The organism is Alicyclobacillus sp. SP_1 (assembly GCF_024706985.1).
Classification (GTDB): domain Bacteria; phylum Bacillota; class Bacilli; order Alicyclobacillales; family Alicyclobacillaceae; genus Alicyclobacillus_I.
Genome location: NZ_JAMCCX010000028.1, coordinates 206,833 through 232,668, shown reverse-complemented (window position 1 = coordinate 232,668; position 25,836 = coordinate 206,833). Strand labels below are relative to the sequence as shown.

23 protein-coding genes are annotated in these 25,836 nt (G+C 54.5%); all 23 read right to left on the bottom strand.

Translation table 11 applies throughout. From position 1 onward, the window contains the following. Positions 1-108: 108 nt before the first annotated feature. The 23 genes from M4I36_RS09405 to M4I36_RS09295 all read right to left on the bottom strand — a co-directional run bounded on the left by M4I36_RS09405 (position 109) and on the right by M4I36_RS09295 (position 25,745). Positions 109-474 (bottom strand): small basic family protein, encoded by a 366-nt coding sequence (locus M4I36_RS09405; RefSeq protein WP_258111544.1) that lies wholly within the window; start codon positions 472-474, stop codon positions 109-111. Then, positions 474-1,208 (bottom strand): DUF881 domain-containing protein, encoded by a 735-nt coding sequence (locus tag M4I36_RS09400; protein WP_258111459.1) that lies wholly within the window; start codon positions 1,206-1,208, stop codon positions 474-476. The genes M4I36_RS09405 and M4I36_RS09400 overlap by 1 nt, the downstream gene beginning before the upstream one ends. A 31-nt stretch (positions 1,209-1,239) precedes the next feature. Continuing rightward, positions 1,240-1,992 (bottom strand): DUF881 domain-containing protein, encoded by a 753-nt coding sequence (locus M4I36_RS09395; RefSeq protein ID WP_258111458.1) that lies wholly within the window; start codon positions 1,990-1,992, stop codon positions 1,240-1,242. 6 nt (positions 1,993-1,998) lie between these two features. Next, a complete protein-coding gene (locus tag M4I36_RS09390; RefSeq protein WP_258111457.1) occupies positions 1,999-2,775 on the bottom strand; it encodes a cell division protein FtsQ/DivIB in 777 nt (258 codons plus the stop codon). 41 nt (positions 2,776-2,816) lie between these two features. Continuing rightward, complete coding sequence (murA, locus tag M4I36_RS09385) at positions 2,817-4,079, bottom strand: UDP-N-acetylglucosamine 1-carboxyvinyltransferase (RefSeq protein ID WP_258111456.1); 1,263 nt, start codon at positions 4,077-4,079, stop codon at positions 2,817-2,819. A gap of 5 nt (positions 4,080-4,084) precedes the next feature. Next, complete coding sequence (murB, locus tag M4I36_RS09380) at positions 4,085-5,008, bottom strand: UDP-N-acetylmuramate dehydrogenase (protein WP_258111455.1); 924 nt, start codon at positions 5,006-5,008, stop codon at positions 4,085-4,087. Positions 5,009-5,326: 318 nt separating this feature from the next. Beyond that, complete coding sequence (gene murG, locus M4I36_RS09375) at positions 5,327-6,445, bottom strand: undecaprenyldiphospho-muramoylpentapeptide beta-N-acetylglucosaminyltransferase (protein ID WP_258111454.1); 1,119 nt, start codon at positions 6,443-6,445, stop codon at positions 5,327-5,329. 34 nt (positions 6,446-6,479) lie between these two features. Continuing rightward, a complete protein-coding gene (spoVE, locus tag M4I36_RS09370; RefSeq protein WP_258111543.1) occupies positions 6,480-7,628 on the bottom strand; it encodes a stage V sporulation protein E in 1,149 nt (382 codons plus the stop codon). A 66-nt stretch (positions 7,629-7,694) separates the two neighbouring features. Then, entirely contained in the window at positions 7,695-9,086 is a 1,392-nt protein-coding gene (gene murD, locus M4I36_RS09365) for a UDP-N-acetylmuramoyl-L-alanine--D-glutamate ligase (protein ID WP_258111453.1), read from the bottom strand. 89 nt (positions 9,087-9,175) lie between these two features. Next, the gene (gene mraY, locus M4I36_RS09360) at positions 9,176-10,153 is read right to left on the bottom strand and encodes a phospho-N-acetylmuramoyl-pentapeptide-transferase (RefSeq protein ID WP_258111452.1); all 978 of its coding nucleotides are present in this window, start codon (positions 10,151-10,153) and stop codon (positions 9,176-9,178) included. 12 nt (positions 10,154-10,165) lie between these two features. Further along, positions 10,166-11,644 carry a UDP-N-acetylmuramoyl-L-alanyl-D-glutamate--2,6-diaminopimelate ligase gene (locus tag M4I36_RS09355; RefSeq protein ID WP_258111451.1) on the bottom strand — a complete coding sequence of 493 codons (1,479 nt, stop codon included), beginning with the start codon at positions 11,642-11,644 and terminating at the stop codon, positions 10,166-10,168. A gap of 89 nt (positions 11,645-11,733) precedes the next feature. Beyond that, complete coding sequence (locus M4I36_RS09350; RefSeq protein WP_258111450.1) at positions 11,734-13,686, bottom strand: stage V sporulation protein D; 1,953 nt, start codon at positions 13,684-13,686, stop codon at positions 11,734-11,736. A gap of 87 nt (positions 13,687-13,773) precedes the next feature. Then, positions 13,774-14,151 carry an FtsB/FtsL family cell division protein gene (locus M4I36_RS09345; protein WP_258111449.1) on the bottom strand — a complete coding sequence of 126 codons (378 nt, stop codon included), beginning with the start codon at positions 14,149-14,151 and terminating at the stop codon, positions 13,774-13,776. Positions 14,152-14,204: 53 nt separating this feature from the next. Then, positions 14,205-15,137 carry a 16S rRNA (cytosine(1402)-N(4))-methyltransferase RsmH gene (rsmH, locus tag M4I36_RS09340; RefSeq protein ID WP_258111448.1) on the bottom strand — a complete coding sequence of 311 codons (933 nt, stop codon included), beginning with the start codon at positions 15,135-15,137 and terminating at the stop codon, positions 14,205-14,207. 36 nt (positions 15,138-15,173) lie between these two features. Further along, positions 15,174-15,605 (bottom strand): division/cell wall cluster transcriptional repressor MraZ, encoded by a 432-nt coding sequence (gene mraZ, locus M4I36_RS09335; protein WP_258111447.1) that lies wholly within the window; start codon positions 15,603-15,605, stop codon positions 15,174-15,176. A 203-nt stretch (positions 15,606-15,808) separates the two neighbouring features. Further along, positions 15,809-17,443, bottom strand: coding sequence for a bacillithiol biosynthesis cysteine-adding enzyme BshC (gene bshC, locus M4I36_RS09330; protein ID WP_258111446.1), 1,635 nt, complete (start codon positions 17,441-17,443; stop codon positions 15,809-15,811). A gap of 75 nt (positions 17,444-17,518) precedes the next feature. Beyond that, positions 17,519-18,547: an NADH:flavin oxidoreductase/NADH oxidase gene (locus M4I36_RS09325; RefSeq protein ID WP_258111445.1), complete on the bottom strand. Its 1,029-nt coding sequence runs from the start codon at positions 18,545-18,547 to the stop codon at positions 17,519-17,521. A 257-nt stretch (positions 18,548-18,804) separates the two neighbouring features. Continuing rightward, positions 18,805-20,328 (bottom strand): acyl-CoA carboxylase subunit beta, encoded by a 1,524-nt coding sequence (locus M4I36_RS09320; protein WP_258111542.1) that lies wholly within the window; start codon positions 20,326-20,328, stop codon positions 18,805-18,807. Between the two features lie 10 nt (positions 20,329-20,338). Continuing rightward, positions 20,339-21,124: an enoyl-CoA hydratase-related protein gene (locus M4I36_RS09315; protein WP_258111444.1), complete on the bottom strand. Its 786-nt coding sequence runs from the start codon at positions 21,122-21,124 to the stop codon at positions 20,339-20,341. After that, a complete protein-coding gene (locus tag M4I36_RS09310) occupies positions 21,121-22,053 on the bottom strand; it encodes a hydroxymethylglutaryl-CoA lyase (protein WP_258111443.1) in 933 nt (310 codons plus the stop codon). The genes M4I36_RS09315 and M4I36_RS09310 overlap by 4 nt, the downstream gene beginning before the upstream one ends. Positions 22,054-22,190: 137 nt before the next feature. After that, entirely contained in the window at positions 22,191-22,403 is a 213-nt protein-coding gene (locus M4I36_RS09305; protein ID WP_258111442.1) for an acetyl-CoA carboxylase biotin carboxyl carrier protein subunit, read from the bottom strand. 253 nt (positions 22,404-22,656) lie between these two features. Next, positions 22,657-24,009 (bottom strand): acetyl-CoA carboxylase biotin carboxylase subunit, encoded by a 1,353-nt coding sequence (locus tag M4I36_RS09300; RefSeq protein WP_258111441.1) that lies wholly within the window; start codon positions 24,007-24,009, stop codon positions 22,657-22,659. A gap of 158 nt (positions 24,010-24,167) precedes the next feature. Further along, on the bottom strand, positions 24,168-25,745 hold the full coding sequence (locus M4I36_RS09295; RefSeq protein WP_258111440.1) for an APC family permease: 1,578 nt from the start codon (positions 25,743-25,745) through the stop codon (positions 24,168-24,170). Positions 25,746-25,836: the final 91 nt, after the last annotated feature.

The following is a 25,836-nucleotide window of genomic DNA, read 5'->3' as shown; positions in this document are numbered from 1 at the left end:
ACAATCCTCTTGCCAAAGATAAAACTTTTTAAAGATAGGCTATCCATGCCCTCTCCAATTGTCGAATGCCATGGCCTTCAAAACGGCTTCTGTTCGACAAAAACCACTCTAATTCGACGTTTGGCGCGCTTTTCGTCGCGCTTGGGCCTGCTCGACCACAATCCGTCGAATGACCGCGATGTTTTGGAAAAGTCGGACGCCGAACGCGACGACCGCAGCGAGATACAAATCCACACCCAACTGCACCCCGATATATGCAAGGAGCGCCGCGACCAAAATATTGGTAAAAAAGCCGGTGAGAAACACGGTATCATCAAATGACTTTTCTAAGCTGGCACGAATTCCACCGAAGACCGTGTCGAGCGCTGCCAAAATGGCGATGGACAAGTAGCTAGAGTATTCGACGGGAATGGTCCACTTGGACACCAGTCCAATGGCTGCGCCGACCACCAACCCAAGAACCGGGAGCCAAATCACGGGTTGGTCACCTCCTTCGCCCAGGTGCCTGGTAGCGGACCCGTGTACGCTGGTACGGTCAGTCCATCTTTCCCGGAGTACGTCTTGACCACAAAATTCTCTCCCATGGCCGCTAAGTAGTTTTTGATTTGAAAGACCGTCAGTGCTGCTTTCATGTCACCAATGTTGCCGATGGCCGTAATCACATACGGCATTGCAATCGGATGCGTGTTGATTTGTAGTCCCCCCAAGCCATCCAATCCGACCACCAGTCGAATAGACGACGTCGTTACAAGACGCTGCCCATTGATGGAGATGGCTGCTGCCCCATTCGAAAACAAGTAATTGACGATTAACTGTATCCACTGGTCTGATTCTTTATAAAACTGACCAGCGAACTGCGGAACAAACGGCAAATAGGGGTCGTCTTCAATCGTTGCCGTAATGCCCGGGCCCCGAAACGGCGCCGTGCCTGCTTCTTCTGCAACCGTCTCTGCGTCTTCGCGCAGTGCCTGACGCATGCTCGCCTTACTGCCACTCGCTGCATGATACTCTGCCAAGAGAGCCGCCTGTTTGGAGATTTCGGCAGCGAGAATGCGATGTTCCTGCGCTTGCTCCGTAAGCTGAGTGCGGACGTTGACGAAATTATCGTCGGAGGCGTGACTCGAAGGATGCTGGCTCCATTGAACGGTGAGCAAGAACCCAAATACCGCAGCCACTCCGGTCCAAGTCCACATGGTCCCTCGCTTCATTCCGACCTCACCTTTTCTTCCCAAATCCCTATCATTGCACTGCGCCAGTGGTTGAAAGTGAAGGCGTTAGCGTATTGATACTGCCCGGTAGACTGCCTGTAAATGCAGGCATGACAAGATGCTGCTTTATTTGTGGAATGGACACACGCAGCCCTTGTTGCCTCAACACATCCAAAATGCCTCCAGGGATATCCAAGGCGGAACGCAGCGTGGTAGGGTCCCCAATCGCATCAATCGTGAACGGTGCACCGAGTCGATGCCCGTTGACACGCACCACCGGTCCACTACAAAAGACGCCGGAAGTCGCAACCACTCGGTAGCCGTTAATCGAAACGGCTTCTGCCCCGGCCGTAAACATCTCATTCATGACGCTGCGAACGTTCCAATCGTGCGTCAGAATCTGTTCGACGTCCGATCCGCCCGAAGCACCATCATTCAGCGTAACAGAGACGCCTGGGCCCTCGACAGCCGTGATGCCTGCCAAAATGCGCTCGTCCGTGAGGCGCGTCTGTAGCGCCGTAAGACGTGCACTCGAACCAGCAGACTCCCGCTCATAGGTTGTCAACTCAGCATTGAGGTTGGTCAATTGTTGCTCCGCCGTCTGATTAGCCGCGCGCAACGCCGACAATTCATGGAGGGTGCGCGCATCGACATCACTGGAACGGCTGTAGCCCAGACCGAGCGCGGCAGACGCAGCCGTCTGTCGATACTGAACGCCAACCATCAGCCCCAAAAAAGTAGAGACTACGGTGAGCGAAACAGCGAGTTTTGCGCGCGTTCGCACTCTCTTTCAACCTCCCTGTTGCGTGTTACGCGATGTACCGAAAGGAGAATATCGATAAGGGGGACCACCAGTCATATCGATAAAACCTGGAGAAAAACCTTTACCAGCAAAATAGGCGATGGCCTGTCTCATTTTCGGCAACAAGACCGACAAATGTCCAATGGGCCCCTCCGCCACAAACCCGTTGTTGAAGTAGACGTCTGCATCTCCATCATGGCTCACGTGTAGTTCGGAGACATTTTGCAAATCCAACAGCGGTAGATGCGCGATTTGCTCACACAAGAGCGAAACCGCAGGGGAAACCGTCGATCCTAAAGCCGGGTGGTCATTACTGGCAGTAATCAGTGGAAACGAAACAGCGGTAGTCGGAGTCGTTGACGTGTAGACGTCGCCATCATTGAGCAAATTATAGAATCGACCGTTCGCCATGTAAACTGCTACTACGTGTTTTTCTGCGACACGGATAAGAACTTTTCCGCTCCACCAGTCGGTGTGCACGGAGGCCGACTCCACTAACACCAGCGAGTGAGCCAAATCCCGCGACACAGAGCGCGCATTGACCTGCCACAGCGACATTCCTTTAGACAATCCGGAGTGGGCAACGACACTTGCCGAGGGAATGCCGCGATTGCCCTCCACGACAATCTGGCGAACTCTCGTGATAGGCGATTCCAGAGCAATCACCACGCCCAAAAACAGAAAAAAACCAACGACCAACTTGCGATTTCGAGACTTGCGACGAGCACGCTCCGCTTCCTCGAATCGAACATCGGCACGCGCCAAAAGCTTGTCCCTCCAATGAAAAGGCGGACAAACCGCCTTCCTCATCTCGATACCTGCGTACGAATCACGTCTGCCCCAAGCATGGACAATTGACGGTCGAGAAACTCATAACCGCGGTCAATGTGCTGGAGCCCACGCAACTCTGTCAGGCCTTCCGCCGCCAGTGCCGCCACGACCAACGCGGCACCTCCCCGCAAATCGGTCGCACAAACCGTCGCCCCGGACATCTTAGACACGCCCCGAACCACAGCGGTTCGCAGGTCTACAGAGATATCTGCACCCATGCGGACCAATTCGTCCACATGTTTATACCGCGCTTCAAATACATTCTCTCGAAAGACACTCGTTCCTTTTGCCAGAGCCGAGAGACTCATGAACGGCGCCTGCAAATCCGTCGGAAAACCGGGAAAGGGCTCAGTCCGAATGTCGACCGCAGAAAACTCGTCTGACATTTCGCACGCTATTATATCACGCAACACTCTCAGGTGTAACCCAGATTCTCGCATTTTGCCGAGAACTGCCATCAGATGAAGTGGTTCGACATTGCGCAGAACCACGCTCCCACGCGTCACGGCGGCGGCCAAGAGCAACGTTCCGGCAACAATCCGATCGGGAATGACACGGTGGCTTGCCCCAGACAGATGATGCACGCCATGAATCACCATTCGATGTTCGCCAGCCCCCGTGACCACGGCGCCACACGACTGCAAGAAACGAGCGAGATCGACAATTTCTGGCTCGCGCGCCGCATTTTCTATCACCGTCTCACCGTCTGCCAGAACGGCGGCCATCATCAAGTTTTCCGTCGCACCGACACTCGGAAAGTCAAGTGTCAATTCGGTCCCCACCAAGCGATGGGCGAAGCAGCGAATGTACCCATGACGCTCTTCAATGGAGGCACCTAGCTCGCGCATCCCGCGCAGATGGTAATCAATCGGACGCTGGCCAATGACACATCCTCCAGGCTTAGAAACTCTCACTTCGCCAAAGCGGGCGAGTAGCGGCCCCATCAGAAATATCGACGAACGCATCTTCTGCATCAACTCATCAGGCACGTTTGTTGACGAAATGTCCGTTGCATCGACTTCCACCAGACCAGCACTCACAAACTCCGCTTTCGCACCGAGCCGGCGGAGGATCTCCAGCATGACTCGCACATCTTCCAAATCCGGAACATCATCAATTCGCGTCACACCACGCACCATCGTGGTGGCCGCAAGGATCGGCAGGGCCGCATTTTTAGCACCGCAAACGCGCACCTCACCTTCGAGAGGAATACCCCCACGAACCTGGAACACATCCACGTTCGTCACCCCCCTTTTTCCGTTTCCCCAATAATCCGAACTTCCGTTTCCAGTTCTAATCCGAAACGTTCCCGAACGACTTCTTGCGCATGGTGAATGAGCCACAGCACGTCACTCGCCCGAGCGGCACCTCGGTTGACGACAAAGTTTGCATGTTTGTCGGAAATTTGTGCGTCTCCACAGCAAAGGCCCTTCAACCCTGCCATTTCAATTAACTCTGCGGCATGGGCGTTGGCTGGGTTCCGAAAGACAGACCCACAGTTTGGAAGAGATAACGGCTGCGTGGCAGCACGCCGACGCGACCAAGCTTTAATTTGATTCGCCATGTCCTGTTTGTCTGCCGGTTCCAATTGAAACTGCGCGCGCACGACGATACCAGGTTCGTCTTTGAGGCGGCTGTACCGATACGCGAAAGCCAAATCTGAACTCATCCACCGCCGCACTTCGCCAGAGCCGTCCATCACATCCGCCCAATCCAACACTCGCGATATCTCGCTTCCGTGCGCCCCCGCGTTCATCATCACCGCGCCGCCAACAGACCCTGGTATGCCCGTCGCAAACTCGAGTCCCCCAAGGCTGTCGCGTACCGCCAACCCGGCCAGCGATACAATCGACCGCCCAGCCAGAGCCGTCAACCTCGAGCCGGACACGGACACCTCGGAGAACTGGTCGTGGAGTTTAATCACCAATCCGCGCAGTCCTCCGTCCTGCACAAGTAAATTGGAACCTCGGCCGATCACGGTCCACGGCACGCCAAACTGGCCAGCCAGCCGAACCGCTCGCGACAGTTCCTCAACCGTTGACGGCAGCACAAAATAATCGGCTGGTCCGCCAATGCGCCAGGTGGTGTGCCGCGTCATAGACTCGTTGAGCAAAATGCGGCCAACGCCAGCTTCCGTCAAAGCACTTTCAAACGTCCTTCGGTTCATGTTGACCTCCACCTATTCCCCACTTGCCTTGGCCCATTCCCCGTGAGGCATCCTATGCGCCCTGCGCCGTTTGGTGCCTGCTCTTGCGACAAGGAGGAAAGCTTGTACTCATGGTTTGACAAGTCACAAATGGGCTCACGCGTTCATCCACGCGAGTAGCCACGGGCCATCCTCAAAAAAAGAGAAAAGCGCGGGGGCTGCCCGCGTTTGCTGAGCCTGCAATCAATATTCTGTCAAAAAGTATAAAGTGGATAAACGAAAGGATCAAAGCCAGAATGCTTCCATCTGTCAAGACCGCTTGGAGGCTGCTTCCATCTGTCAAGACCGCTTTGAGGCCGCTTCCAGCACCACACTCGCCAAGCGGTCGACAGCGTCCGGCGTGGCTAACTCGAGGGCCGCCGCATGCGCCTGTCGCCAATGTGACGATGACAGATAGTTCGCTACCGCATTCCATAAGGTGGGGGCGGTCAAGTCTTTTTCCAACAGCATCGTCGCGGCGCCATGTTTCACGAGCCGCGCCGCATTCGGTTCTTGATGATTGCCTGTCACATATGGAGAGGGAATGAGCACTGCAGGAATACCGAGGGATGCCACCTCTGCGACCGTCCCTGCTCCCGCACGCGTCACAACCACATCCACTTGGGGAAGGAGGGCCGGCATGTCGTCGACGAACGGTACCAATTGCACATTGTCGGGTAAGTCGGACCGCTTTGCCAGTTGCTCCATTTCGGAGTAACTAGCTTGCCCTGTGACGAGAATAAGTTGCACGTCAGGGCGTTCCGGAAGCTTCAAAGCAGCCATCTGCAAAACCGTCTGATTGACCGTCTGCGCACCACGACTGCCACAGAAGACGAGAATCACTTTTCGCCCCGGTCGCAGACGATACAGTTGTCGGGCCGCGCTGCGCCGCGCGTCGTCGGCGAGGCGAATTTCACTAGCACGCGGATGTCCGGTCAGAACCACTCGCCGAGCCGCTTTAAAGGCCCTCTCCGAACCAGGAAGCGCCACCGCCATCACGGTAGCGCGGCGCGCGCAGAGCAGATTCGTCAAACCCGGCTGCGCGTTTCCTTCCCAGACAACGCTGGGAATGCCCAACCCATGCGCCGCAAAAATGACGGGCAAGGTGACATAGCCACCTGTTCCGAGTACGACGTCCGGACAAAAGTTTTTGAGGATCCGCCGCGCTTCGAGGTAACCACGCACCGTTTGAAAAGCGGTCCGGAGCGCCGAGAGAGACAACTCGCGCCGCAGTCCTGCAGCGTGAATGGCCATAAAAGGAAGTCCAGCGCGCTGGACAATGTCTCGCTCCAAGCCGCGCTCCGTTCCAACGTACAAGACTTCAGACGCATCGTTCGTATCTTGATGCAAGTAGTTCCACACCGAGAGCGCAGGGTAAATGTGTCCCCCTGTCCCTCCGCCTGTCAATAAAATCCTCACGCCAAACCCCATCCTCGCATTTCACTGGGCGCACCTAGCCACGGATTTCTCTGCGCTTTGGCGCTACTGGAAAGACTGCTTGCTTCGATACATTCAACACAACACCGATGCCCGTGAGCATAAGAGTAAGCGATGAACCACCATACGACAAGAGCGGCAGTGTAATTCCAGTCGCTGGAATGCTACCTGTGACCACGCCGATATTGATTAAAACCTGAATGGCAATCATGCCGGTAATCCCAGCTGCAAGCAGCGAACCAAATGCGTCTTGCGCATAAATGGCCGTTCGAAATCCGCGCCATACTAAGATTCCAAACAAGAGAAGGACCATGACCCCACCTATCAAACCGAGTTCTTCGCCGAGGATGGAGAAAATAAAATCTGTTTGCGGTTCGGGAAGATACAAGAATTTCTGATGACTATGGCCGAGTCCTAGACCAAGAACACCACCTGACCCAATGGCATAGAGGGACTGAATGATTTGATAGCCCTCTTTGAGTGGATACTTCCATGGATTCAAAAAAGCGGTGACCCGGTCGAGCCGATACGGAGCGGCGGCCACCAGAGCTACAAATCCCAGTAAGCCCACGGCGGCCAGATACAGCAGATGGCGTATTCGCGCGCCAGCGGCAAACAAGAGGACGACTGCCGCACCAACAAGGACTACAGATTGCCCCAAATCCGGTTCCAACATAATTAAGAAAACTGCGGTTAAAGAGAGCAACAGAGGCGGCAACAGACCGCGCGTAAAAGACTCCATACGGTCGCCCGCGTCTGCCAAGTAGTGGGCCAAGAAGAGAATGATGGCGAATTTCGCCAACTCAGAAGGTTGAATGCCGAACGAGCCAATGCCAAGCCAAGCGCGGGAACCGCCTCGGACCGCACCAATTCCAGGAATCAACACCACGCCGAGAAATACGAAGGCGAGAAAGGCGAGCTTGGGAGCGATGGCGCGCAGGCGATGGTAGTCTACGTCGGAGAGCCAAAGCATAGCGGCCACGCCAAGCAGCGCCCATAGAAATTGGCGCTTTGCGTAAAAAAACGGATCGCCAAATTTACTGGCAGACAGGACGGAAGAGGCGCTGTGCACCATCGTGATGCCGATGCAAAGAAGAACGAGCGTCGTCACAAGAAGCGTCCAGTCGGCTTGAAACAAACTTTTACGGCGTTCGGACGAAGTCAGCACAGAAACTAGCGACCTCCTTCCAACCACGGCTCAAGTTTCGAGCCAGGCTGTCCTAGGGTGACGCTATAATCTATGCACCGCTTCTTTGAACATGCTCCCGCGTTCCTCAAAGGATGAGAACATGTCCCAGGACGCACAGGCTGGCGAGAGGAGAACGGTCTGACCCGATTCAGCAACCGACTGAGCAGCGAGAACTGCTTCCGGAATCGATGTGACGCAGCGAATTTGTGGCACACCAGCCAACTCGCAGACCGCGGCTAGGGAGTTCTGGCTCTGTCCAAGCAAAATCGCAGCTTCGACTTTGTTTTGCAGTGCGTCTACGAGCGGACTAAAGTCTTCACCGCGATCCAAGCCACCAGCAATCCAGATGACACCGCTCGCAAAAGCAGCCAAGGACGCCAGCGCAGCTTGAGAGTTCGTCGACTTCGAATCGTTATAATACGACACGCCAGCCACCGTGCGAACATACTCAAGGCGATGCTCCACGCCGCGAAACTCCCGCAGAACAGCAACAATCGACTGCGGGTTGACGCCGAGCATCAGCGCTGCAGCTGCCGCTGCCGCACAATTTTCAACGTTGTGGCGACCGACCAACCCAATCTCTTCAATCGGAAGTAGACGCAGCGTCTCCCCGTTGCGACGAGCGAACAGCGTGTCATCCCGAACAAAGACACCATCACCGTCTAATGCGCGCGAAGAAAATGGAAACACCCCTGCGGCAATTCGATTCGCGCCTTCACGCAACTCATCAAAATCCCAGTTCATAATCGCCACGTCATCGGACGTCATGTTTGCAAAAAGGCGCCATTTCGCCGCTGCGTAAGCTTCCCGAGAACCATGATAGTCAAGATGTGCCGAGTAAAGGTTAAGAAAAACTCCCAGGTGTGGGTGGAATCGCTCCGTGCCCATGAGCTGAAACGAAGAGACCTCCAAAACCAGCGGCTGGTCGGCCGTCATGTCGTCTACCACGGCAGCTACTGGCAAGCCAATGTTCCCGGCGACCACGGGTTGGCGACCCTCGTGGCGAAGCATCTCCCCAAGCAGAGTGGTGGTCGTCGTTTTTCCGTTCGATCCGGTGATGGCAGCCACAGTGACCTGCTTATCCCACAGAGCCACCTCAACCTCTGTATAGACTGGGATACTGCGTTCCATCGCCAGTGCAATCAGTGGCATTCGATAGGGAATACCTGGATTTTTGACAATAAAGGCAATGGGCTGGTCAAGCAGGTCCAGCGGATGCCCCCCGTAAACCCCGTCACACCCAAGCGTTTCAAGATGGCTCGCTGCGGGCTCACAGGCAGAACGCTCACGCTGTTCGTTGACCAAGACACGGTAACCGCGCCGCAGCAAAAGTCTCGCAATGGCTTCCCCACTTCGCGCCAGACCGACCACCAAAACGAGTGGTTGTCCGGTTGCTGCTGCTTGTCCACTCAAATCCGATATGTCTTCCCGCATGACCCTCTCTCCCTCCACACTGCCTAAATCCATACATCTTGCCTGAGGTCAATCTCTATACTCGACCCGTAGAAACTCAGCATGACTGGTCATCCTAATCGAGAAAACAAGGCAAGTGTGCCAAAAGCGGTGAGAAATGTGGCTAGCCAAAATCCAAGAACCACTTCCCATTCGGACCAACCGAGCAATTCAAAGTGATGGTGAAGTGGGCTCATTCGAAAAATGCGGCGGCCAAAGGCTTTGAATGAAGCGACCTGCAAAATGACAGACAAGGTCTCCACGACAAAAATCAAGCCAAACAAGACTAGGCCGAGTTCCGTATGTGTCAGGACGGCAACCATCGCGAGCGCGCCGCCAATCGCAAGACTTCCTGTGTCTCCCATAAAAACGCGCGCTGGATGTCGATTGTGTACGAGAAAGCCAAGCAGAGCACCGACCATCGAAGCACAGAAAATGGCCACGTTGTATTCCGTGTGCCACATAGCATAAATAGCATACGCAATGAAGACAATGGCCGCACAGCCTGCCAACAGTCCATCCAGTCCATCGGTCAAATTGACACCGTTCGAGGTGCCAACTAGAACAAAGAATAAAAACAACAGATAGAAGATGCCCATCGGAATCACCACGGTCGTGAACGGTACAGAGACGGAAAAACCGTCAAGTGACCGCCCGCGGACGTACCACATGACCACAAAGACGACGACCGTGACCGCGGTCTGCCAGAACAATTTTTGGCCCGCCCGCAGTCCTAAATTGCGCTTTTTCACGACTTTGATGAAATCGTCTGCAAAACCAATCAGACCAAAGGCGACTGTAGTGAACAAAATCAACAAGACGTCGACATTCGTCGCAGCAAAGCGCAGCGTCGTCAAAATCACGGCGACGACAATAAGAATGCCGCCCATGGTTGGCGTCCCCGACTTTTTTTGGTGATGCTTGGGCCCTTCATCGCGAATGCTTTGCCCAAATTTCAAACGATGCAAAAAAGGAATGCAGATGGGACCGAGCAGTGCCGCAATCGCGAACGCTGCCAGCGCGGTCAAGAGAAGCGCACGAAAATCCACCTAGGTCGCCTCCTATGCGTCTTGCCGCTTGGCCAGAATGGCTGCGCGAGCTTCTTCGCGATCGTCAAAATGAATTTTCGTTCGACCTAAAATTTGATAGGTTTCATGACCCTTTCCAGCGATGAGTACCACGTCTTTGGCACTCGCCAACGAGACGGCGCGGGCAATGGCCGTCTTTCTGTCAACGAGGCGTTCATGGGGCACGTTTATGCCAGCCTCCATGTCGTCGAGAATCCGCTCCGGGTCTTCGGTCCGCGGATTGTCGCTCGTCAATATGACGAGGTCACTATAATCGCCCGCTATCTTGGCCATGATTGGCCGCTTGGTCCGGTCTCGGTCTCCACCACAGCCAACAACAGTAAAAACACGCGCTTCAGCAAATTCGCGCACGGTTTGAAGCGCATTTTCGAGGCTGTCCGGAGTGTGTGAGTAGTCGACCAGAACCGTGAAGTCCTGCCCGGCGACAACCCGTTCAAAACGCCCTGCCACGCCCGCGACGGTTTCCAAAGCGGCCGCTGCATCCGCCAGCGGAATGCGCAGAGAAAGGGCAGTTGTCAGCGCCGCGAGCGCATTGTAGACATTGAATCGACCTGTCAGTTGCAGATGTACGTCCGCTTCACCAGCAAACGATTCGACCCGGAAAGACACACCTTCAGCGCGCACCAAAACGTCTTTTGCCATCACATCGGCGAGTTGCAAAATACCGTAGGTGAGCACTTCCTGAACCGTCTGGCGGCGATAATCGTCGCTTGCCTCATCGTCGGCATTGAGCACGGCCACTGGGCACTGTTCCAGATTGTCGGGAAACTGATTGCCAAGGCGCGAGAACAATTTTGCCTTGGCCGCTTTGTATGCCTCCATCGTCCCGTGAAAGTCGAGGTGGTCTTGTGTCAAATTCGTGAACACCGCCGTTTGAAAGCGAGTGCCTGCCAGACGACCTTCTTCGAGCGCGTGCGAAGACGCCTCCATGACGACGTGAGAGCACTTCGCATGAACCATCTCGGCAAGCATCTTCTGCAAAGCGATGGCATCCGGCGTGGTATTCGTCAACTCCGTCGTCTGCTCACCAACGCGCTTGCCAATCGTGCCAATCACACCGACAGTTGCACCACGAGTTTCTAAAATTCTCGCAATCAACTGCGTGGTCGTCGTCTTGCCGTTGGTCCCCGTGACGCCGACCACAGACAGTCGGTTGGACGGGAAGCCATAAAAGACGGTTGCGAGCTTGGCACTTGCCGCTCGCGTGTCCGGCAGTACGACTTGCGGCACTGGCAAGCCAGGCAGTTCTGTCTCCACGACCACAGCGCTCGCTCCCGCACGCACGGCATCTTCCACGTATTGGTGACCATCCACTGTATATCCACGCAGTGCAACGAACAAGGCTCCCGGCGTAACCTCCCGAGAATCTGCCGTAACTGCCGTAATTTCTGGATTCCCCTCGCCTATGACGCGCACTCGAACAAAAGGCACCAACAATTCCCGCAAGCGCACACAAAAACCTCCCCTAACTGCCTGCATCTAACCCACTCTATTCTATCTTGCTCTGTCAATTGCGAAAGCTGCGATGGCTAGAGCGCCGTTCAATTGGCAGACGCCGGCGGTTCATCGCCGAGAATCAAACGCACCGTCGACCCCTCTGGCACTCTCGATCCACCAGACGGAGCTTGAGCAACCACGTATTTCCCCGACCCGACGAGCGTCGTCTTGATTTGAGAACTATTCGAGATGGCCAACGCTTGGGCCTGCTTCAACGTCAAACCAACAAAATTCGGAAGACTGACAGGTATGACGTCGCCCCAGCGCAGTCGTTTTGCAGGTCCCTCGTTACTTTTCGGAACGCCCATATGCGCCAAGCTGTCCGCGAGAATACGACCGACAATCGGCGCCGCAATCACGCCGCCAAAGACGGGTTGATTCTTGGGCCGCGGATAATCAATCGCAATGTACGCGACCAACTGAGGATTGTTTGCAGGCGCCATGCCGATGAACGAAACAATGTAATGCCCGCTCTCGTATCGCCCATTTTTCGCCACTTGCGCTGTGCCTGTCTTACCCGCCACCCGGTAGCCGTCAATATAGGCTCCGCCGCCCGATCCGTTGGCGACCACGCTCTCCAGCGCCCCCCGAACTTCCGATGCTACCTGAGGCGTGATGACTTGGCGCACCTCTGTCGGCTTCGTCTCGTCGACCACTTGGTGATTCACTGGGTTAATAATATCTTGCACGACATACGGGCGCATGAGTTTGCCACCGTTCGCAATGGCCGACATCGCCATGACCTGCTGAATCGGAGTGACCGACACACCTTGGCCGAAAGAGGTGGTCGCGAGTTCGAGTGGCCCTACTTTATTGAGCTTAAAAAGGATTCCATTGCCTTCGCCCGGTAAGTCGATACCAGTCTTCGAGCCAAAGCCAAATTTCTTGATGTAAGAGAACAGAGAATCTTTTCCGAGTCGCTCTCCTAGAGCAATAAACCCGGGATTGCAGGAGTTCTCGACGACATTCAGGTAGCTTTCCGACCCATGTCCACCCGCTTTCCAGCAGCGTATGCGGTGCCCTGCCACCTCGTAATAACCCGGATCGTAAAACTTATCGCTGAGATTCACTTTGTGCTCTTGAAGGGCTGCGGACAGCGTCACAATTTTGAAGGTACTGCCGGGTTCAAACGTTTGCCAGATGGCGAGATTGTGATTATACGTAGATGCCGGGTAATTACGCCAATCGGCCGGATTGAACGTTGGATAATTGGCCATCGCCAAAATCGCACCCGTGCGAGGATTGGCTACAATCGCCGTCACCTTATCTGGATTGTACTCCGCAACCACGCGCTCAATCTCGCGCTGCACGTACTCCTGAATGGACTTGTCGATGGTGAGTTGAACGTCATCCCCGTTGACAGGCGGCAAAAAGTCATCGCCTTCTCCCGGCATGCGCTGACCTTTGTTGTTGGCATAATAAAGAATCGCCCCGCGCTTGCCGGACAGCACCTTGTCATATTCGCGCTCAATCCCCGTCAGTCCTTGACCATCGCCACCGGTAATTCCTACCACAGACGCAGCGAGATCGGCATAGGGATAGACGCGCCGACCTTCTTCAGTGAGATAGATGCCCGCGAGTTTTAGAGAGCGCACCTGTTCGGCTTTAGCATCGGTGAGACGGCGCCCGCCAGGATTAATGTAAACCATGGATGCCTTTTTTTGTAACTTGGCCAAAATTGCATCCACCGGCATTCCTAAGATGGGCGACAGCGCCTTGGCAGTGGTCACCTTGTCGGAAATTTGAGAGGGTACGGCCAGAACGGTCAACGCGGTCGCCGTATAGACAATCGCCTGTCCGCGACTGTCCAGAATGCTTCCACGAACGCCTTGGACGGGTATGTTCCGACTCCACAGTTCGCGCGCCTGGCGGCCGAGCCAGTTGGCTTGAACGACTTGAATATACATCAACCGACCAACGAGACCTCCAATGGCGAGTAGGAGACAGAGCAAAAGCAGAGATAGTCTACGTCGAATGAGTCTCGGAGTAACGCGCACGTTCCTCTCCTCCCAGCCTGTTTCATCGGCACTATCCTATGCGGACAATCCCCAGACTAGAAGAGAGAGCACTAGGTCGGCGCAGAGTCAGTTGGAAGAAGAGGCAGGAATCTGTAGCGGATCGATATATTGCATATGGTATTTTTTAGCCAATGCAAGAATGCGCGAGGGCCGCTCCAACGTGTCAACTTGAGTGCGCAAACTTGCATTGTCCGCGGACAGTTGTGCAATTTTTGTCTGCAGACCGACGTTTGCGTAGGTCAAGCTGTACGTCTTGGCACCCTGTCCTGAAATCAGCCACATGGCGACCAACGCAATGCTGACACAAAGAATCATGCTCGCAATGTTGCGCGACATTTTCATGCCCACTGCGGCATTTTGCGGCCGATGGACACGCCCCTGTTCTGACTGTCTCTGCGTTGCTGGACGCTCCACTGGTACCGCCATCTGTCTTGCTACCGACATTCTGTCATCTCCTCTGCGCTTTTCCTATGTGTCACTGCGCCCGAGCGCATCCGTTACAATTTTTCTAGAACGCGTAATTTGGCCGATCTCGCTCGCGGATTTTCCGCCACTTCTCGCTCGCTTGGAACGATGGCTTTGCGTGGCACCAGTTTCGCCATCGGCTGGCGTCCACAGCGACAAACGGGGAAATCTGGGGGGCAAATGCAGCCTTCTGCAAACTCGCGGAATAGGGACTTGACCATCCGGTCTTCCAAGGAATGGAACGAAATGACAGCGAGTCTACCGCCGGATGAGAGTACTTGAAACGCTCCACGAACTCCCTCTTCCAATGCCTTCAACTCTTCGTTGACGGCCATGCGCAGTGCCTGAAATGTTCGCCGGGCCGGATGTGGTCCGGTGCGCCGAGTGGCCGCAGGAATGGATTCCTTGACAATTTCCGCAAGTTCTTTTGTAGTCGTCAGCGGCTTCTGACTGCGTCGTTCGACTATGTTGGCAGCAATGCGCCGGGCAAATCGCTCTTCGCCATACTGGAAGAAAATTTGTGCCAACTCGTCTTCCGGCAATTCTGCCAACAAGTGCGCGGCCGTCACGACTTGGCGCCTGTCCATGCGCATATCTAGAGGGCCGTCTTCACGGTAGGTAAAGCCTCGTTCCGTCACGTCAAATTGAGGAGAAGATACACCCAAATCAAAAACAATGCCATCTGCTGGAGAAAAATCCGTGGAACGAGCAACCGACTCGATGTGCCGAAAGTTCGTGCGCACCAGTTCGAGACGGTCGGTGAATTCATGCAATCGGAGATTTGCTGCGGCCAGGGCTGCGTCATCTTGGTCCAACCCAAGAACTCTGCCCGTCGGCGCCGAAGCTCGCAACAACTGCTCCGTGTGACCGCCGCCTCCAACAGTGCAATCGATAAACGTGCCACCATCGGCGGGCTGCAGAGCCGTCAAGGTTTCCTGCAGCAGGACCGTCTCGTGAACAAACACGGTGGCTGGACCCCCTTGCAAAGACTGAAATGTGGTCTAAAACTCCAAGTCCGTCAATTGTTCTGCCAACTCGGCAAATTGGCTTTCTGCAACGTTGGCATAGGGGGTCCACCGTTCTTGACTCCACACTTCAACGCGGTTCGAGACACCGAGGACAACGCAATCTTTCTGTAAACCAGCGTGCTCTCTCAGCACCGAGGGAACCAATACTCTCCCTTGCTTGTCCAATTCACACTCGCTGGCACCAGAAAAAAACATTCGAACGAAAGAGCGGGCATCCGCACGAGTCATAGGTAGAGACTTCAACTTTCTTTCTATCGTCTCCCATTCCGCCGCTGGGTAGACAAAAATGCAACCGTCTAAACCGCGCGTCATGACAAACGTTCCATTCAGATGGTCCCGAAATTTACCGGGCATGGTGAGACGACCTTTGTCATCGAGCGCATGCTGGAACTCGCCCATAAACATCCGTCGTCACCCACCCATCCGACCCCACTTTGACCCACTTTACACCACTCGCCTATTGTTTCGTCTCCCGTTAGCAGATTCCTGCTTCATTTCCCAAAAGTTTTTCAGAAATTTGGTCCGCCAAAAAACAAGGCCCAGCGCAAAAAGAATCGCGCTGAGCCTTGCGGGAAATATGTCGAAATGCCCCTGTAGTCGTCAATCGATCAGAGCGAGATATCGTACACTGGAGGAACTTGTCGATAATCGCCCCAAGCTGGTAGTTGACTGAGTGCCCGTGTCCCGATGCGCGACCACGCATTGAGCGGGGACAGCCGGCGTTCGGCGGCATGGCCATCCGTCCACAACCAGCGTTCCACACTTCTCAAGCGATGAATCTGTTGCGCCTCCGTGGCCTCCACCAGCCGCGACAATTTGTTGACAAGGCCGCGCATCTGGTCTTCGTGGCGCACCTTAGCCGACTCCAGAACGCCTGACAACTGTGGTTGCAGCGCTGGCCAGGCCGTTGCAATCGCCTCCAGCTGTTCGTGAAACAGCGAACGGAGAACTGCCACTTGAGCTTGCATCTTGTCCACTCCCGCCGTGGCGAGGTGTTTCTCCACCAACTCGGAAATTCCTTTGTGGTCATTGGCCGATATCCGCAACTCTGTCAAACATTCGGCCACGGCCGATGGAAACAAGTTCATCCGCTGACGCAACAGCAGTGGCGGCAACCGTCTTCCGAAGGCGTGAAAGATGCCTCGAGCCAATGGATAATAGGCTAACTCCGATGGCCCGCCTACGTACGCCAAAGTCGGCAGTAGATGGTCTTGGATGACCGGCCGCAACAACACGTTGGAACTGAAGTGCGTGGCTTCGTCGAGTGCCTCCGCAATGAACTGTGCGCGACGTTTTGACAGCGACAGGTGGCGCGTCTCCAACATGTCTTCAGACGTTTTTTGCAAAACATAGCGATGTCCGTCGCGGACGTAGAAAACATTCGTGTTGGTCTTGTCTTCCAAAACTTCGGGCACATATCCAGCCTCGCGGACGGCGTGATAACACTGCGTCAATTCAGCGCGAACGTCGTCGTTTCGCTTCAACGTCTCCGCAAATACTGGTCCCACCAAGGTGCGCAATTCTGGCAGACACGGGTCGAGTAGCACCAATCCCCGGGAACCGAGCAATTGCACCATCGTTCGTGCGAACCAGGTAGACAAGGTGTCTTCCAGAGACCACTGCGCGCGAAGCGTCGCCATCATCTCCGTCTTGTACTCCGCCTGAGGCAGACGAAGATAGGCCTCGTCCAAGGCCGATTCAACGGCATCTCTCGTCAAAGGTGTATGGTAAACCATCCGATGCAATTCTGGTCGCATGGCCAAACGAATACGGCGCACGGAAAGCTCAGAATCGAGGATGAATGTGTGGTTGACTTCAGCCCAGTCGTGGTCTTCCGAAGCCACCCAAAAGACAGGGACTACAGGCCGCGCCAGTTCCTTTTCCAGTTGTTCCGCCACTCCGATAACGGTCAACGCTTTGGCAAGAGAATAGAGCGGACCTGTAAACAGTCCCGCTTGTTGACCCGTCACCAGTGCGACTGCCCGCGGATCGGCAAGTCGATGCGCATTCGCTCGACTTTCTTCGGGAGCAGAAAGCGTCTCTGCATAACGAACCAAGGTCCGCGCCAAGCGCTCGCGATGATGCTGAGAAAACTCTCCTTCCAACCACTCTGCTCGCGTCTCATAAGTTTGCAACTGGCGTGGGTCTTGTCCATCGTAGAGGTCACTCACGCTGGCAAATTCGGTAACCTGCCTATCTGTCAAACGATTTCCCGTCAGTTCTTGGCGAACTGTACAGTCCAATGTCCCTCGCCCCTTCACTTCACTCAATGTTCACCGAGAACCGTCCTTTTTCACATCTGATAAGCGCCATCTGCATCAATGTTGCGGGTATGCACGAGTATACGGCTTGGGCGGATGAATCGGGCGATGCAAAGCGATGGCTGCATCATGTCCCCAAGTTTTGTTGCGCAGAAATCCTCGCGCGACCGACACCAAATCGACTTGCCCCGACTGTACCAAATACTCACTCAGTTCAACGTTATCCAGCATCCCAACGCCACCCACACAAATGTCTGCCTCACGCCGAATCTGCGCGGCGGGCGCAATCTGATACCCCGGATAAACCGCAGATGGCATAACGGGAACGTTCCCTCCAGTGGACACATCCACTAAGTCCACCCCAGCATCCCGAAATCCACGGCAAAATTGAACCATCTCCGCCATGGAGTAGCCATTGTCCACATATTCTACCGCAGACACTCGCAAAAACAGCGGCATAGTGCTCGGAATGACCGCGCGAATGGCGGAGACCACCTGCAACGGAAAACGAAGGCGATTCTCGACAGAGCCGCCATATGCGTCTGACCGCCGATTGGACAGAGGCGACAAAAATTGATTCAGGAGGTAACCATGCGCCGCGTGTATTTCAATGACATCGAATCCAGCGGCGACCGACCGCTTTGCTGCAGACGCGAACGCCTGAACAGCCTCCTCAATATCCTCTTCTGTCATTGCCTCCGGAATCGCATACTTCTCACTAAAACGCACAGAGCTCGGCGCCACGATGGGTCCATCCACATCTGCCTTGCGCCCCGCATGATTGAGTTGTATGCCCATCATCGTCCCTTGGCTATGGCCAAAGTCGACGATGCGTAAAAGTCCCGAAACGTGGTCGTCGCTGTACAGTCCGAGGTCCTTTGTGGAAATGCGACCCCGTGCTTCCACAGCCGTGGCTTCCACAAAGACCAAACTCGCGCCGGACATCGCTAGTGAACCATAGTGAACAAGATGCCAATCGGTCGATACACCGTCCTCTAAGGCCTGATATTGGCACATGGGCGAGACAACAATGCGATTCTTTAACGTCATGCCGCGAAATGAAATTTCATCAAACAACGCAGCCATCTGCGACACTCCCTATCTTCGAATTTGAAACACAAGTCTTCTCAAAGCACTCAACAGATGCCCTTACAAGACAGAACACACCAGCCTATCATACCTTCTCAGTCCACTAAAGTAAAATAAGCGACCTGCGGAACAGGTCGCCAATCAAGCAGTCGTATTTGAAGAATTCCATTCCCAACATAGCCAATTGGCCCATGAAGGTTATGCTATGGAACACGGTGGTCGGCAGTCGAATGGCACGGCGAGACGGTCTTCACTCAGACCGGGTAGACCGCATGCTTGCGGCGTGGTGGCGACGCGACTTTCGTCTGATAAGCAGCAAGACGGGTTGCCAGTACGCCGCGCAATTCTTCCGGTTGAACTATGTCGTCAATCACGAGTTCTGCCGCCAATTTATAGAGGTCGATATCGGCGCGATACTCCGCACGCTTTTGTTCAATGAACGCTCTGCGCTCACTCTCTTCCAGTTCCTCAATTTTGTTGCTATAGACAGCGTTGACTGCCGCTTCCGGTCCCATGACCGCAATCTGCGCGCTCGGCAACGCGATGCAGACGTCCGGTTCAAAGGCGGGTCCAGCCATCGCATAGAGACCTGCCCCATAGGCTTTGCGGACGATCACGCTGATCTTCGCCACAGTTGCCTCAGACATAGCCGCAATCAATTTGGCACCGTGTCGGATAATGCCAGCACGCTCGACTTTCGTGCCAATCATGAACCCCGGTACATCCGCGAGAAACAGAAGAGGAATCGAGAACGCATCGCAGAGTGCAATGAACCGCGCCGCTTTATCGGCCGAGTCGACAAACAGTACGCCTCCCTTGACACGCGGCTGGTTTGCAACAATGCCGACCACATGCCCGTCCAACCGGGCAAATCCGGTCAAAATTTCCGGCGCAAACAACTTCTTTATCTCAAACCAAGAGTCTTCATCGACAATGCGGGCAATCAGGTCAAGCATATTAAACGGCGCATTTTGGTTCGCCGGGATGATGTCAGACAGCGTTTTGTCGTGTGATGCAACGCTTCGCGGCGCCTGCCGGCGTGGAGCCTGTTGACTGGAGTCGGGCAGATACGACAGATACGAACGGGCCATCTCCAAAGCTTCTTCCTCACTCGCTGCAAGAATGTCCCCACAACCACTGACAGAACAATGCATGCGCGCGCCACCCATTTCCTCAAGACTCACCTTTTCGCCAATGACCATTTCCGCCATCCGCGGCGAACCCAAGTACATGCTGGCGTTTTTCTCGACCATGATGACGACATCGCAAAAAGCGGGTATGTACGCCCCGCCTGCAGCCGATGGGCCAAACAACAGACAAATTTGGGGCACTTGACCGGACAATCGAACTTGATTGTGAAAAATGCGTCCAGCGCCGCGCCGCCCAGGGAACATTTCAACTTGGTCAGTAATTCGCGCTCCCGCGGAATCGACCAAGTACAACAGCGGGATTTGAAGCCGCTCCGCCGTCTCTTGGATGCGCAATATCTTTTCCACCGTACGCGCACCCCAACTGCCCGCTTTGACAGTACTGTCATTGGCCATGACGGCCACCGTGCGTCCGTGGATGGTTCCTAGCCCAGTCACCACACCGTCTGCTGGAAGTCCATCCGCCGTGCAGTTAGCGAAGAGTCCGTCTTCCAATTCCAGACCAGCGTCAAACAGAAGTCTCAGACGCTCCCGCACGAACATCTTGCCAATGCTCTGATTCTTCTCGTGATAACGCCTGTCGCCTCCTTGCAAAACTGCCTCTCGTTCTCTTTTCAATCGCTCATCCATGAAAGTTTCCTCACTTCCCTCGATAAACCGGTGGTCGCTTTTCCGCGAAGGCACGCAAGCCCTCCAAACGGTCCTCCGTATTCAACACTCGCTCGTAAGCTTCTTCTTCTATCTGTAAGCCTCTTGCCATCGGCTCACTGAGACCATGGTCAATAGCCCACTTTGCCGCACGAACGGCAATCGGCCCATTGGCCGCCACCTTCTGCGCCAATTCCTTCGCCCGCGTGAGCAGTCCTTCCGACTCCACGACTTCCAAAACGAGTCCAATGTGTTCGGCTTCCTCAGCAGAAATCCGCCGCGCGGTATAAATCAGTTCCTTCGCCCGCAAAACGCCGACCAAGCGAGGTAGCCGCTGGGTCCCACCAGCACCTGGAACGATCCCTAGGCCCGTCTCCGTCAATCCGAATTGCGCCTCCCGTGCGCAGATGCGCAAATCTGCCGCCAGGGCAATCTCCGTTCCGCCGCCAAAGGCGACACCATTGACGGCGGCAATCGTCGGCATAGGCAGTGCTGCAACCGACTCCACGACTTGCCGAATGCGATGAACCGCCACACGGACTTCTGCTTCTGCCATGCCCTTTCTTTCCTTCAAATCCGCCCCTGCACAGAACGCTTTCTTGCCTTGACCTGTCAAAACGACAGCGCGGACATCCGCCTCCTGAAGTTCTCCCATCGCCTCGACAAATTCCAAGCATAGCGCCTGCGACAAACTGTTTGCCGCTTGTTCGCGACACAAGGTCACCGTGGCCACATGCCCTTCCGTCTCTACATTAATCCACTGGTACTGTGTGGTCATACGGTTGTCTCTCCTTCCTCTCCCGACACCACCCGTCGGTCTCGACTTTCAAGCTTACGTCCGAGCTTCTGCTCCAACCATGCCGCCGTGCTCCGCAAGGTCGCAATAGAGACCGCGGGTGCCACACCCATGCCGTCGAATAGGTAAAATAAATCCTCGGTCGCTACGTTTCCAGAAGCTCCCTTGGCATAAGGGCAGCCGCCGAGACCTCCAATCGATCCGTCAAATGTCCGGACACCACACCGATACCCGGCATATGCGTTGGCAATGGCCATCCCACGCGTGTCGTGGAAATGCAGCGCTATCTGACTCATCGGCACGTCTTTGGCGTCCAACTCCGCGAGCAGCCGCTCGACTTGCGTGGGCACAGCAACGCCAATCGTGTCGCCAATGGAAAGCTCTTGAATGCCCATGTCAAGGAGCCGCAAGGCCACGTCGACCACTTCTAGTGGATTCACCGCACCTTCGTAAGGGCAGCCGAACGCCGTCGACACATACCCACGAACCTGTTTTTTTGCCTGCAACGCTTGGGTCACGACGGGTGCCAAGACCGGATACGTCTCGGCCCGGGTCTTGTTGATGTTTTTCTGGTTGTGGGCCTCGCTCGCGGACATAAATACGCCCACGCTGTCCACGTCTGCCGCCAGTGCTCGCTCCAGTCCCTGGAGATTGGGTACCAGGGCACTCAGTTCTACACCTCGACGGCGCCTCATTCGCTGAAATACCTCGGACGCATCCGCGAGTTGTGGAATCCACTTCGGCGAGACAAAGGAACTCACTTCAATGCGCGTCAATCCAGACTCCATCAACCTCTCCAGCAGTTCCACCTTGACCTCCGTGGCCAAAGTTTCCGGTTCATTTTGCAGCCCATCGCGCGGACCAACTTCAAACAAAGTGACCTGAGCCGTCGACGCTTGGACCGTTGTCATGACAGCAACTCCCCCCTCCGAGCGGTATCTATCACAATACCTTCATTGAAGAAACTTCAGTCTAAAACGACCAAGAAGAAACTTCAGTCTAAAACGACCAAGAAGAAACTTCAGTCCAAAACGACCAAGAAGAAACTTCAGTCTAAAACGACCAAGACATCCTCTTCATTGACAAAGTCTCCGACAGCAATACGAACCTCCCGAACCGTCCCGGAACTTTCCGATGTCACAGGAACCTCCATTTTCATCGACTCCAAGACCACCACATCTTGTCCAGCCTGCACCGAGTCTCCGACTGCCACCAGCACTTGAAATACAGTTCCCGCCATACTTGCGCGCACATCACTCATCGTTTCGTCATCCCTTCTCATCTTCGTAGCGCGGTCCTCGCAAGCGATGTGGCTTGCGAAGAAAGTGCGTGTCATTCCTTCGTTCCTACAGTCAAAAGCCCTTCATTCCTACAGTCATAAGTCCTTCGTTGCTACAGTCATAAGCCCTTCGTTCCTACAGTCATAAGTCCTTCGTTGCTACAGTCATAAGCCCTTCGTTCCTACATTCATAAATTCCGACATGCGCCCATCGTTTGCTTGGAAAATCACAAAGTCAACGAACCGAGTCGTTCAAGGTCATCGTTTCCAAAAAATCCGTCGTAGTAACACCTTCCAAAAAGCGCGGATCTTTCGCAATGTCCACGAGTCTCGGCAAATTCGTCTTAATCCCTTCCACTCGACACTGGGCCAGAGCCTTTTGCAACAATTGAACGGCCCCTTCCCGCGTTTCTGCCGTAACAACAAGCTTGCCGAGGAGCGGATCGTAAAATGGAGTGACCACATCTGACGCCCGATAGCCCATCTCCAAACGAACCGCCGGGTCCTTTGGCAAATCGAGCCGCGTCAGTGTCCCTGGGGAGGGCAAACCGCGAATGGGGTCTTCCGCATAAAGCCGCACTTCAATGCTGTGCCCATTCAACTGAACTTCCGACTGACGCATGGGCAACGCCTGGCCGCTCGCAATCGCGAGTTGCCACTCCACGAGGTCGACTCCGGCAATTTGCTCCGTCACCGGATGCTCGACCTGAAGGCGCGTGTTCATCTCAAGAAAGTAGTATGACAGATTGGCATCGACAAGAAATTCAAAAGTCCCCGCTCCAACGTAACCAATGCTCGCGGCAGCTCGAACTGCCGCTTCGCCCATGGTCTCCATGAGCGAAGTCGGGACAAACGGACTAGGTGCTTCTTCCACCACTTTTTGATGGCGACGTTGAATCGAGCACTCCCGGTCGCCGAGATAAATACCATTGCCCATTTGATCGAAAAACACTTGAATTTCCACATGATGCGGGTGCTCGACGTACTTCTCTAGAAACAGTTGGCCATCCCCAAAGTAGGACTTCGCCCTAGCGCTGTTCCCTGCAAACGCTTTCTTCAATTCGTCGTCCGAACGGACAATCTGCATGCCAATGCCGCCACCGCCACTCGACGCTTTCAACATGATGGGGTAACCAATGCGGTTCGCCACCAGCACCGCATCTTCTGGAGAATCCACTCCTCCGGTCGATCCCGGTACAATCGGCAAACCTGCTGCCTGCATCCGTTGGCGCGCTTCCACTTTGTTGGCCATCGCCCTCATTGCCTCAACGGGCGGCCCCACAAACACAAGACCCGCCGCTCGAACTGCCTCTGCGAAGTCCGCATTCTCACTGAGGAGACCATAGCCTGGATGAATCGCATCGGCTCCCGTTTTGACAGCCCCTGCGACGATGGCTTCGATATTCAAGTAACTGGCGGAGACGGGCGGCGGACCAATATGTACGCTCTCATCTGCCTGCTGAACAAACAAGGCGTCTTTGTCTGCATCCGAGTATGCAGCCACTGTCGGAATACCAAGACGCTTGCAGGTCCGCTGAATGCGACAGGCAATCTCGCCGCGATTCGCGATGAACAATTTCCGAACCAAACTCTCTCCCTCCCACCTTGCAAACCCCTGAAAACCCAGATCGGTTCTAGCGTATCAGGTTGCCAAAAGGTTTGCAAAGGAGGAAGGAAGTCTGTCATTTGTGAGAGTATTCTATCTTTATTGGCCCGACCTTAGCACTCGGCGACAATCCGTTACCCTTATTGCACAGGCGGTTCGGATGCTTCTGCGATGGCCGTTTCCAAAGATTTCGTTCGGCGCCCGCTGGCAATGCCCCAGAAAAAGAAGACAATAGATCCGACTGCCACGACAATAATGTCGAGCGGATACGAGAGAACCTTCTTTCCACCGAAACTTCCGTAGTAAGACACTACAAACATAAAGATCAAAAACACCAGTATCCAGATGGACGAGACGAACGATTGGCCCAAATTCTCCCGCAAATTGGGGGCGAACAGCGCGATAACTAGAAAAATGACCAGTCCAATGAACTCCAGAATGATGAGCGGTTCAACGTTGGCCCAGCCCGTCCAGTAGATGATGTTGCTGCCAAGGATGAAGGCGATCACAGAGATAATTGAGAGTCCTCTGAGACGAACCGGTCGATGCGCTTCCGGTGCGAGCCTACGAAAAACCATCGCGTTGACGGGACCAACCACGTAAGTGAGCACCGAGGCACTCGACGCAAAGGCTACAAGTTTGTTCCACAAAGGAAATGGCCCAGTCCAAATGACGCCCAAAATCAACGTCAACCACATAGCCGCCCTCGGTATACCCGTCCGTTCATCGACCTTGCCGAACACTTTAAAAAAATATCCGTTGTTTGAAAAACCTAAGATGGCTCGAGCCGTCGATGCAAAGTAAACCCAGCCAGCACCGAGCGGAGAGACAACCGCCGAGACTTGCATCAACCACGACAACCAGGTCAGTCCTAGCAACAGAGAGACGTCAACCAGTGGTCCCTGAAACGTCAATTTAGCCCAACCCCCCGCCAAGAGATGAGGAGGAATGGCACCTATGAAGACCACTTGGACCAAGATATAGACCACGGCGACAATCAACAGTTCTAACACAATAGAACGAGGTACATCCCGCCCTGGATTTTTCGCTTCGGCTGACATATCGACAGCTTGCCGAAACCCGAGCATGGAAAAGATGATTCCGGACGTCGCGACAGCTGTGAGAATGCCTGGAAACCCATACGGTGCAAATCCATGTGATGTAAAGTTGGAGACGTGAACACTGAACAACAAGGTGACGACCGTCACGACTGGAACCGCGACTTTAAAGATGGTGACGGCGTTGTTAATGCGAGCCAACAGTTTGACTCCATAAAAATTGATGAGAAAAAACACAACGACTAACATCACTTCAATGACCCAACCCGTAAATGTAGGAAGTCCAGTCTTGGCGTTAAAGAGTGACTTCGGGCCAAGGTATTGGACGGCTGCTTCCGCCTCGATGGGAGGAATAGTGGAATAGGCGATGATGGTTGCAATCGACATCAAAAATCCGAGGATGCTGCCATGAGAATAATCCGGGTAACGCACCACTCCACCCGCAGCAGGAAGCATAGCAGACAACTCGGCATAGACCAGTGCGATGAAGATTAACGACACGGCGCCGATGGCCCATCCCAGGATGGCCGCTGGACCGGCATCGTTGGCCGCATACTGCACACCAAATAGCCACCCGGAACCAATCGCTGCGCCAATTCCAATCAATGTCAAATCCCACATCGACAAATTCTTTTTCAACTTCCGGTCCTGACTCGGCACGGGCCATCACTCCATCCGATTCCGCTGATTTTAACATCGACTTCGCAAAGCTCCCACATAGGCTCTTTGACTTAAAATATCTCAAAATTGA